This window comes from Stenotrophomonas sp. 14P6.2.3 (assembly GCF_057799055.1).
This window is the reverse complement of sequence record NZ_JBYOLA010000002.1, coordinates 132,011-141,139: the sequence shown is the minus strand read 5'-3', so window position 1 is coordinate 141,139 and position 9,129 is coordinate 132,011. Positions and strand designations below refer to the sequence as shown.

The following is a 9,129-nucleotide window of genomic DNA, read 5'->3' as shown; positions in this document are numbered from 1 at the left end:
CGTTCCTGATCGCAGTACGTTGGCCTCATGGCAGAGTGGCTATGCACCGGATTGCAAATCCGTTTACAGCGGTTCGATTCCGCTTGAGGCCTCCAATTGAAAAGCCCTGATTTCGATCAGGGCTTTTTCTTTGCGCGCAATCCGGCGCCGGCAGGCTGTACCAAAATGCACATGCGACCCGGCGGGGGCGGCTGCTAACGTCGCCGCACTTCTCTTCAGCAGTGGTGACCGCAGTGCGAAACCTGGCGATCCAGCAGGCCGTGTACATCCCCCTCGGCGCGATGCTGGCACTGATCGCTTTTGCATTCACCGTGCCCGGCTACCACTCGCTCTCGCAGCACCTCAGCGAACTTGGCCTGCTGCCGGGGCTGCAAGCCAAGGCGGTGCAGGCCGGCCCGGTGGCTAGTGGCTCGGCCATCATCCTCTTCAGCCTTGCGTTGCTCGCCCAGGGCCGCCGTTTCGCGCTCACTGCGCTCACCTCCACCCTGTTCGGGGTGTCCATGGTCAGCAATGGCGTCTTCACCATCGGCAGCCCCATGCATGGCCTCTATGGCATCGGCATCTTCTCGATCCTGACCCCGCTGCTGTTCCTCGCAGAGCTGGGCCCACAGGCGTCAACGCGGATGGCATGGTTTGCGCGCGCCAGCTCGCTGCTGGGCATGGCCTATCTGTGGCTGATGATGTCCGGCTTCGATCCGGAGCCCTATCGCGGCCTCACCCAGCGCCTTGCGCTGCTGCCGGCGTTCGGCTGGTACACCCTGGCGGCGCTGGAGCTGCGTTCATTCCGGCGCTGATTCGCCGGGCGTGAGGGCATTTGCCCGGACACACGATCAGTCGTAGCGTATGGCCAAACGGGCCGCAGGGCCCGGGACAGGAGGTCTTGGCATGAACATGAAACCTGGCATCGCGCTGGCGTTGCTGCTGGTCGCGCCGCTGGCATCGGCGCAGGTCTACAAGTGCAAGGGTGCGTCCGGTGAGACCACCTACTCGCAGAACGCCTGTGCCGCGGGCGCGGAGCCGATGAAGCTGCGCTCCAACCGCGCCGCATCGGAATCGGTTGGCGAGCTTGCCAACCGCACCGCGGTCTACCGCACTGCCGAAATGAATGACGCCGGCATTGCCGAGCGCAACTGCCTGCAGAGCGAGCAGTCGCGCATCTATGGCCCGTTCGAATCGCGCAGCCAGGCGGTCAATCGGCAGGTGGCCGATCTGAACCGGCAACTGGCTGCTGCCAGCAGCAATCTGGCCGGCGCCACCAGCGAATCTGGCATCCGCGCGCAGATTTCCAGTCTGCAGCAGTCGTTGAGCTCGGAACGGACCTCGGCCGACAGCCAGATGTCGACAGCGCGCGAGCGTTGTTCGAGCGCGCGTCGCGACCGCGAAAAAGAGGTGCACGAGAAGTACTCGAACGCGCCAGCGTCTTCTTCCTGATCGCAGCTGTTATGCAGTCAGCTGCGAAGGAGCGTCAGCACGGAAATTGCGCGCCACCGGAATGGTGGTGCCCACATAGTGGCGGAACAGGTAGATCAGCGGTGCCCAGCGCTGCACGTCGATATGCTGGGTACCTGCAATGGTGATCGCCTCGTGTGCATGTACCCGGCAGATCCGTCCTTCGACGATCATGAAGCCCTGATCCTGCGTTCCGCTGGGTCGATGCGAGGCAAGCAGCGCGACCTCCACCTGCAGCGGGCATTCGGCGATCGCCGGTGGTGCAACCTGCACCGAGTCGACGCGGGTGAAGCCGCCCAGTGCGAACTTGTCACGCACATGCACGTAGCCCCTATCACGCTTCGAATCCGGCACAGGGGTGCGCGCGGTGGCGCGGGCGATGGCTTCAACCTGCGTCGCCTGGGTGGCCTCGGCAAAGTTCAGGACGCATTCGCCGCGTGCAAGAAGATTGCTGCAACCCTGGCCCTGTTCGCCGATGCCGAGCACCACGCGGTCGGCCAACGCCCAGAATGAAGAAAGCGGGCTGATGTTCGCGCTGCCGTCTTCGTTCAGCGTGGTCATCAGCACCACCGGCGTTCCCGGATAGAGCACGGAGGGAGTGATACAGCGGCGTTGGATGTCTTCTGCTCGCATGCTGGAAGTTGTGGGTTGCGGGCGATCACTGTGCCCTGTGCAAGCGCGCGGAAGCTTCGATCCAGGTCGAATGATGCGTGGCAGGACGCATGCCACAATGCGGCCATGGTCCAGACCTCCCGCGCTTTCATCAATGTCGGCACATTGGTCGGTGACCACGCACGCGCGGCCATGCTGTTGACGTTGATGGATGGCCGCGCACACACGGCATCCGAGCTGGCTGGCGTGGCCGGCATCTCGCCGCAGACGGCAAGCAGTCATCTGCGGCGGTTGCTCGATGGCGGCATCCTGGCCGTGGCGGTGCAGGGACGCCACCGTTATCACCGGCTCGCCTCGACCGAAGTCGCCGACATGCTGGAAGGCATCCTGCGTTTCAGCGATCAACGGCCGCCGCTCTCTCCACGAAGCGTGCGGGTCGATGCCGGCTTCCGCCGGGCGCGTACCTGCTATCGGCACCTGGCCGGTGAATACGCCGTCGCCATCTCCGACCACCTGCTGAGCACCGGAGCGATCACCGCGGCGGCAGACCACTGGCAGATCTCGGCTCATGGCGCCGACGTCCTGCGCGCCGTGGGCGAGCCGCTGGCAGAGCTGATCGCGCGATCACCGCAGGTGAAGCCCGAGCGCTACTGCCGAGGGTGCCTGGACTGCACCGAACGTCGCCCGCACATGGCCGGCATGGTCGGCGAAGCCCTGTTGGAGAGCTTCCTGCAGAACCGCTGGCTGCATTGCCTCGAGGGGCGTCGCGAACTGCGGCTCACACCCGCCGGGCAGGAAGCGTTCCGTAGGCTGTTCGAGCTAAGCACCTGAGACCCACCATGTGCCCCTGTCAGTCTCAGCCGGCCACGACATGGCGACGGGGTATGGTCGAGTTCTGGTCTTCGGGAGCAGCAATGGCAGGCAAGGACATGAGGGGCTGCATGCACGATGCAGCTGGCGGGCAATGAGCAGATCCACCGCAGATGTGCGCTGGCTTACATTCCGGTTGAAGAACGGGCAGTCCATCGGCCCCGATCAACTGAAGGACGGCTGGGTCCTCGCCTCGGAGAGCCGTCATTGTGATGTGCGCCGCGAGCGCATCGAGGGCGCTGGCGTGGTCTATGCGCTGTATGGCCCGCCGGATCTTCCGTCGCCCCGCCGCGCCGAGCTGCGCATGCGCGACTTCCTCATGCGCTCCGGGTATACCTTCACCATGGGTACGCTCGGCCACTGATCCGTTCGGCCATTGCCACGCTTGGATCTGTCGCCGGTGCGGACGGCACCGACAGCAACGGAAGGCGCGAACCGGCTCCCGGGCTGGGAGCCGGCCGGAGTGCAGGTCAGGGCGACGGGCAATCCGTTTCCCTGCAGAGGCGATACTGGAGGTCGCACTGTGCAGAAGTGGGGCCACCGGGATTATGGGTGGCACGCAGGCACTGCTGATACTTCAGGTCGCAGAATTCGCAGGTGCCGGCAGCGAATGCGAAACCTGAAACTGCTACAGCAAGGAACATCATGGTCTTCAAGGTCGTCTTGATCATCACGTCAGTCCTTTGTCTGCCCTTCAATGGGCGAGGCAACAATAGCAGTGGTTGCCCGGCACGCCTGGTGCGCTGCGGCAAGGTGCGGATCACAACGACGTTCTTGCTGCCCTCAGCGCCTCGACTACCTGTGAATCCGTAAAGCCGCAGTGGCCTTCGCCAAGTACAGGCAGGACGCGCAACAATGGCGTCGCACCTGCGCGCCTGGCCAGTTGCGGATACACCGTCTGCATGCGCGGCACGATGCTCGGGTCATTGTTGTTGAACTGGATCACCAGCGGTCGCTTGACCGCGCCGGTCAATGCCAGCTTGCCGCGCACATATCGCTGTGCCAGCGTGACCGCCGCGCGCCGCTGCACGCCTGCGTTGAACGCGTTGTCGTCACCGAATCCGCGGTAGACCGTCGCAAGGTTGCCGACCGGCATGCCGCCAGCGCGCTTCGCCAGTTCGTGCAGGATCATCGCGTGCAGGCTGATCGTGCCCGGCAATGCCTCGGCGCTTACCTGCAGCCGTGTGGCCAGTTGCGCAGCGACGGCCGGTCGAGTCTGAAGCGCGGCAGCGATGCCTTGATACAGCGGCATCTGCGATAGCGCCGCCGCTTCTGCCGATGCCAGCCCCTGGCGGGGCAGCCCTTCGGCCTCGGGGAAGAAATAATCGAACGCCACCAGTGTGGTCAGCAGGTCATTGGCCAACTGCTCGCCGGGCAGGTTGGCGCCGCACAGCGACACGCCGCCGCTGTAGTGCTGCGGCAGGCGTTCGAGGGTGGCGATGGCTACTGCGCCACCCATCGAAAAGCCGAGGATCCAGGTGCGATGTACGTCCTTCAATTCGGACAGGGCCTGCACGCGCAGGCGTTCCATGTCGTCGATCGCATCTGCCACTGCCCAGCCCTGGCTGCCATAGGCGCTCTGGGCAACGGCGTAGCCCGCTGCAAGCAGGCCGGCGGTGCTGTCGTTGGCCGGCATCGGTGAAGGCTGCGGCGAGCCGACTGGCTCATAGCCATGCGCCAGCATCACCAGTTCACCGTTCCAGCCGGCGGGCACGTCCAGGCGCCAGCGTGCGCCCTGCAGTTCGCCGCTGGAGGTGCGCGGCGTGGCTGCGGGCGCGGCAGACAGCAGGGGGTGCGGCAGCAGCAGGGCAAATGCCAGGGCGAGTCGGTGGAGCGTGCGTGTCCTGGGCATCGCTGGGGCGGGTGTGGTTGGCATTGGCTTTGCCCCTCGGTGCGATCAATTGCCGGCTTGCCGGCAGGATGTGTCGCTTGTATAGCGCCGCCCCGGCACGGCGGCCAGTGCCGCGCACAGCAGGGTCGAATCCGATACGATCTGGCATATCTGTCTCCTTTCGTTTGACCTGGAGTCCCGTCATGGCCGATCGTCTCGCCATCCTGCTCGAACGCTTCGCAGTCACCGCCTCGGTGTTCCATGCCGGCGCGCTGTGTGGCATCAACAGTCTCGAAGGAGAGGGCGAGGCCGGCCAGCTGCATCTGGTGCGGCGCGGTCCATTGCAGGTCAGCCATGGCGGGCAGACGGTGCAGGTCGATGTTCCCAGCCTGCTGCTGTATCCGCGCCCGATGCCGCACCGCTTCCATACCGATCCCCAGCACGGCGCCGACATGGCCTGCGCCAATCTCCATTTCGAAGGTGGCAGGCTCAACCCGATCAGTGCGGCGCTGCCCGATTTCATCTGCCTGCCCTTGGCCGATCTGTACGGCGGCCATGCCGCCCTGGAGCTGCTGTTCGAGGAGGCATTCGAGCAACGTTGCGGTCGAGCGGTGATGGTCAACCGCCTGTTCGAGGTGGTGATGATCCAGGTGCTGCGGCAGCTGATGGAGGGGGGCGAGATGCGCGGCGGCCTGTTCGCCGGGCTCGGCCACCCACGCCTGCGGTTGGCGCTGGTGGCGATGCATGAGGCACCGGCCCAGGCCTGGACACTGGAGGATCTGGCTGACGTTGCAGGCATGTCACGCAGCGTGTTCGCCGCCAGTTTCCGCGAGGCCATGGGAACCACCCCCGGGCATTATCTGCAGGGGTGGCGGGTCGGCCTGGCGCAGCAGGCGTTGCGCCAGGGCCGACCGTTGAAACGGATCGCCGACGAGGTCGGCTATGGCAGCGAGGCGGCGTTGTCGCGAGCGTTCAAGGCGCACACCGGGCAATCGCCACGGCAGTGGCGGGGGCAGGCGCGCGTCGCTGCCGGTTGAGTGTCACCCCAGCGCGAGCCGGGTCAGCTTCATGCCGGCGAACAGCCCGGCCAGGCCCAGGGCTACCGAGCCGCCCGCGTAGAGTGCGGCCAGGCCATGCTGGCCCCGCTGCAGCAGCAGGCCGGTTTCCAGGGAAAAGGTGGAGAACGTGGTGTAGCCGCCAAGAATGCCGGTGGCCAGCAGCAGGCGCAGTTGCGGCGAGGCGCCGTTGCGCAGGGCAAATGCCTCCACCACCACACCCATCAGCAAGGCGCCGCTGATGTTGACCAGAAAGGTCGACCAGGGCCACGAACTGCCGACGGCGACGCGGGCGCCGATCAGATTGCAGGCGTGACGTAGACAGGCGCCGACACCGCCGCCCAGGAATACCAGCACATAGTTGTTCAACGTCTGCATTGCTTGCCTCGAGTGCGTGTTCGCAGGTTCGACGGCGTACGCAATGGCGGGCAATGCCTGCCATCGACGAACGCCGGGTTCGTCGCAGCAGGAGCCATCAGCCATCTCAGGCGGTTATCGGGGGAGCCCCATCCCCATCGGCAGCCATGCTACCAGCGCGCGATGGGTCAGGGCAGGGCAGTCATCACCACGCGTGCGACCTTGCCGCGGCTGACGCCCTCCATCAGCAGGTCATGGGCCATCAGCCCCAGCGTGGCCTCACGCCGGTAGCCGACCTCCAGGCCTCGCTCGGCAAGGATGTGGGCGACCAGCTCATAGGCCGCTTGCCAGACATCCAGATGGGCTTCGCTGGGCATGTGCATGTAGGCCGTGCCGCGTTCGCCGACACCCCGTCCCAACGGGCCGAACAGCAGCTCCCGCGGGTCCAGCTTCACCGCATCGGCGATGCGGAACAGCTGTTCGGCTTTCACGTGGTTGGCTTTGACGTGGTCGTTGAGCCAGTTGCTGACCGTTGCCGTCGTCGTTTCGGCGGCACGCGCCAGGTCGGCCGGGCGTGCATGCCCGGCGTCCTTCATGGCGACCGCGAGTCGTTGTCCAAGAGTATTCATCTATGCAAGCCAGCTTAACGCGTGGAATCGAAAGAGGCCTTGGCGCAAGAATAAGTTTGATGATGAAAGGGATCGAAAATGGACGAATTCTGGAGCAAGCGGCAGGTCCGCACGCGGCTGGGCTTTTCCACCGACGCAGAGCTCGCCAAGCTGTTTGGAATCAGCAGATCCGCTGTCTCGCAATGGCCCAGAGGCTTTCCCATTCCGCCGCTGAGGCGCTACATCCTGCAGCAGCGGTACCCGGCGCTGTTCCCTCTGGATAAGGACCCGAACGATGAAACCGCATGAGATGCGTCCAAGGCTGTCGCAGACAGACCGCTAAGGTCAATTTGCTAAGCATGCTTAGCAATATAGGCAGAATCGATCGCCCCCGCTCGCAGCGATGGCCTGATCTGTGATGGGCACCCGGGTTCGTTGGCGAGCAGTGTCGACATCGGCACGGAGATTCCCGATCCCCTTCGTCACGGCCTTTCATGAACGATTAATAATTTCAATCGCGAAAGTCGTGCCATGTAATTGACGTGTCGTGAAATCTATGACTAATTGGCATCAACCGGTTGTGAAGGCCGGGAGTCTTTCAGTAGCTCGCAAGTGAATTGGTCGACCGTCAACGATGCAGAACAAGTCAAACGGAGGTCGTATGGAATACGGCATGCATGGCTTGGCTGAACGGGTACGCCGCGAACTGGAAGCCAGTTATCACAAACACGGATGCGGTCCGGCGTTCTGGGATACCTACCAGCAGGTGCTTGATCGTCTGGTTCCGCAGGGGACCGGGCGGACCGATGTCACCAACGAAATGGCGCTGATCATCGAACAACTGGGCATCGTCCGTCGCGCCCAGCTGGTACCGCCGCGCCCGGGCGACCCGGGCTGACTCAGAACAGGCGCCAGACGCCACAGGCCAACAGCGCCAGCAGCATCGATGCGAGGACAGTGGTGCGGGGGCGCCACCACCGGCGCGGCTGGCCTGCCATCACCTGCGGGCTGCAATAGCGCACCAGGCCGGGACCGAAGCCCGCCTGATGCTGCTGCCGGGTGCAGGCTTCCAGACAGGCGCCGCAGGCCAGGCAATCGGCCTGTGGACCATGGCGGATGTCCAGTTGCATCGGGCAGGCGCGTACGCAGGCCATGCAATCGATGCAGTCGCCCAGCCGATCCGCACTGAAGGTCGGCATCGGTCCGGCCAGCAGTGGATGTGCGGCACGGAAAACGTAGTCCTGCGCGGTGGTCGGGTCGAGCAGGCCACGACCGCGCCCGAGCACACCGCCCAATGCCGGCGGGCGGGCGCCGCGTGGCTCGCCACGGCGTGGGTCATACAGCATGCGCGGGGTGTGCGGGTCGGTCAGCAACGGCTGCATGCGCGCGAACGGACAGAGCGATCGGCACACCTGTTCGCGCAGGAACCCGGCGTTGCCCCAGGTGGCGCCGGCATAGAACAGCACCCAGAAGGTCTCCCAGCCGCTCCAGCTGCCATCGAACGCGCCGGCGACCAGTTCGCGGATCGGACTGAACAGTCCTACGAAGGTGATTCCGGTCCACAGCGACAGCAGCAACCAGACCACGTGGGTGAGCGGCCGCGCTGCCTGCGCGGGCAGGACGCGGGCCAGGGCCTGCGCGATCCCATCGAAGGCCCGTGTCCACAGTGTCTGTGGGCAGGCATGCCCGCACCACACGCGGCCGGCCAGATGGGTGAGCAGGGCCAGACCCACCGCCATCACCGCCAGCAGGCCCAGCAGCACGCCGATGTCATCCGGCCACAGGGTCCACGCGAACAGGTCGAAGCGGCGCGCGTTGAGGTCCAGCAGCAGGGCCTGCCGCCCATTCCATTGCAGCCACGGCAGGGCATGGAACAGGATCAGCAGTGCCAGGCCCAGCGCACGGCGCCAACGCCATGGGTGCGGTGGCGGGCTAGTGGCGACGCTCATCCCAGTGGCTCCTCATCCTCTTCGCTCGGCATCGGCCGCAGCAGGTAGCCGGTCACCGCGCTGGAAAGTGCGGTGACGGCCCAGAACATGAAGAACCCTGCGGTGTAGCCCAGCTCACGGCTGATGGCCGTACCCGGGAAGCTGATTGCCTGCAGCCGCAGTGGATCGACGAAGGCGAAGAGCACCACGCAGGCCAGGCCGGCGGCGATGAAGCTGGGCCACAGGACTGCGCCCCACTGCTGGATACGCCGCTGGCGGCTGGAAAACGGTGTGTTCATGCGGGTTCGGGTTGAAGAAGAGGGCGGCGCGTATACTTCGCCGTGGTTGGCGCAGCATCCGCAGGGCATGCTTCCTGCAAGCGTGCCAGCCTAGGTGCGCCCCCGTGCGCTGACATTGAT

At 65.2% G+C, this 9,129-nt stretch carries 14 protein-coding genes, 1 tRNA gene and 1 riboswitch; of the genes, 8 read left to right on the top strand and 7 right to left on the bottom strand.

Annotation, left to right across the window (positions count from 1 at the left end):
* The first annotated feature begins 21 nt into the window (after positions 1-21).
* The 3 genes from AC27VL_RS02465 to AC27VL_RS02455 all read left to right on the top strand — a co-directional run bounded on the left by AC27VL_RS02465 (position 22) and on the right by AC27VL_RS02455 (position 1,431).
* Positions 22-95, top strand: a tRNA-Cys gene (locus AC27VL_RS02465).
* Positions 96-224: 129 nt separating this feature from the next.
* A complete protein-coding gene (locus AC27VL_RS02460; RefSeq protein WP_100552110.1) occupies positions 225-794 on the top strand; it encodes a DUF998 domain-containing protein in 570 nt (189 codons plus the stop codon).
* Positions 795-885: 91 nt separating this feature from the next.
* On the top strand, positions 886-1,431 hold the full coding sequence (locus AC27VL_RS02455; RefSeq protein WP_223880015.1) for a DUF4124 domain-containing protein: 546 nt from the start codon (positions 886-888) through the stop codon (positions 1,429-1,431).
* Positions 1,432-1,440: 9 nt separating this feature from the next.
* Here AC27VL_RS02455 and AC27VL_RS02450 read toward each other — a convergent pair whose 3' ends face one another.
* The gene (locus AC27VL_RS02450) at positions 1,441-2,082 is read right to left on the bottom strand and encodes a flavin reductase family protein (protein WP_100552111.1); all 642 of its coding nucleotides are present in this window, start codon (positions 2,080-2,082) and stop codon (positions 1,441-1,443) included.
* Positions 2,083-2,187: 105 nt separating this feature from the next.
* Here AC27VL_RS02450 and AC27VL_RS02445 point away from each other — a divergent pair, with 105 nt between their 5' ends.
* Together AC27VL_RS02445 and AC27VL_RS02440 are read left to right on the top strand one after the other, a co-directional pair.
* Positions 2,188-2,892 (top strand): ArsR/SmtB family transcription factor, encoded by a 705-nt coding sequence (locus tag AC27VL_RS02445; RefSeq protein ID WP_100552112.1) that lies wholly within the window; start codon positions 2,188-2,190, stop codon positions 2,890-2,892.
* A gap of 133 nt (positions 2,893-3,025) precedes the next feature.
* Positions 3,026-3,295, top strand: coding sequence for a hypothetical protein (locus AC27VL_RS02440; RefSeq protein ID WP_089240177.1), 270 nt, complete (start codon positions 3,026-3,028; stop codon positions 3,293-3,295).
* A 106-nt stretch (positions 3,296-3,401) separates the two neighbouring features.
* On the opposite strand, the gene AC27VL_RS02435 is transcribed toward AC27VL_RS02440, so the two are convergent.
* Both AC27VL_RS02435 and AC27VL_RS02430 read right to left on the bottom strand, forming a co-directional pair.
* A complete protein-coding gene (locus AC27VL_RS02435) occupies positions 3,402-3,602 on the bottom strand; it encodes a hypothetical protein (protein WP_100552113.1) in 201 nt (66 codons plus the stop codon).
* Between the two features lie 89 nt (positions 3,603-3,691).
* On the bottom strand, positions 3,692-4,783 hold the full coding sequence (locus AC27VL_RS02430; protein ID WP_488765461.1) for an alpha/beta hydrolase family protein: 1,092 nt from the start codon (positions 4,781-4,783) through the stop codon (positions 3,692-3,694).
* A 182-nt stretch (positions 4,784-4,965) separates the two neighbouring features.
* Between AC27VL_RS02430 and AC27VL_RS02425 the strand changes: the two genes are divergently transcribed.
* Positions 4,966-5,799, top strand: a complete 834-nt coding sequence (locus AC27VL_RS02425) for an AraC family transcriptional regulator (RefSeq protein WP_100552115.1) — start codon at positions 4,966-4,968, stop codon at positions 5,797-5,799.
* A 3-nt stretch (positions 5,800-5,802) separates the two neighbouring features.
* On the opposite strand, the gene crcB is transcribed toward AC27VL_RS02425, so the two are convergent.
* Complete coding sequence (gene crcB / locus AC27VL_RS02420) at positions 5,803-6,195, bottom strand: fluoride efflux transporter CrcB (protein WP_100552116.1); 393 nt, start codon at positions 6,193-6,195, stop codon at positions 5,803-5,805.
* Between the two features lie 81 nt (positions 6,196-6,276).
* Positions 6,277-6,340: riboswitch (Fluoride riboswitch) on the bottom strand.
* 22 nt (positions 6,341-6,362) lie between these two features.
* Complete coding sequence (locus tag AC27VL_RS02415; RefSeq protein ID WP_223880016.1) at positions 6,363-6,803, bottom strand: helix-turn-helix domain-containing protein; 441 nt, start codon at positions 6,801-6,803, stop codon at positions 6,363-6,365.
* 78 nt (positions 6,804-6,881) lie between these two features.
* Between AC27VL_RS02415 and AC27VL_RS02410 the strand changes: the two genes are divergently transcribed.
* Both AC27VL_RS02410 and AC27VL_RS02405 read left to right on the top strand, forming a co-directional pair.
* Entirely contained in the window at positions 6,882-7,091 is a 210-nt protein-coding gene (locus AC27VL_RS02410; protein WP_488765460.1) for a helix-turn-helix domain-containing protein, read from the top strand.
* A gap of 352 nt (positions 7,092-7,443) precedes the next feature.
* Positions 7,444-7,680, top strand: coding sequence for a hypothetical protein (locus AC27VL_RS02405; RefSeq protein WP_025875165.1), 237 nt, complete (start codon positions 7,444-7,446; stop codon positions 7,678-7,680).
* 1 nt (position 7,681) lies between these two features.
* Here AC27VL_RS02405 and AC27VL_RS02400 read toward each other — a convergent pair whose 3' ends face one another.
* A complete protein-coding gene (locus AC27VL_RS02400; protein WP_100552117.1) occupies positions 7,682-8,731 on the bottom strand; it encodes a 4Fe-4S dicluster domain-containing protein in 1,050 nt (349 codons plus the stop codon).
* Positions 8,728-9,009, bottom strand: a complete 282-nt coding sequence (locus AC27VL_RS02395; protein ID WP_488765459.1) for a hypothetical protein — start codon at positions 9,007-9,009, stop codon at positions 8,728-8,730. The genes AC27VL_RS02400 and AC27VL_RS02395 overlap by 4 nt, the downstream gene beginning before the upstream one ends.
* Positions 9,010-9,129 lie beyond the last annotated feature (120 nt).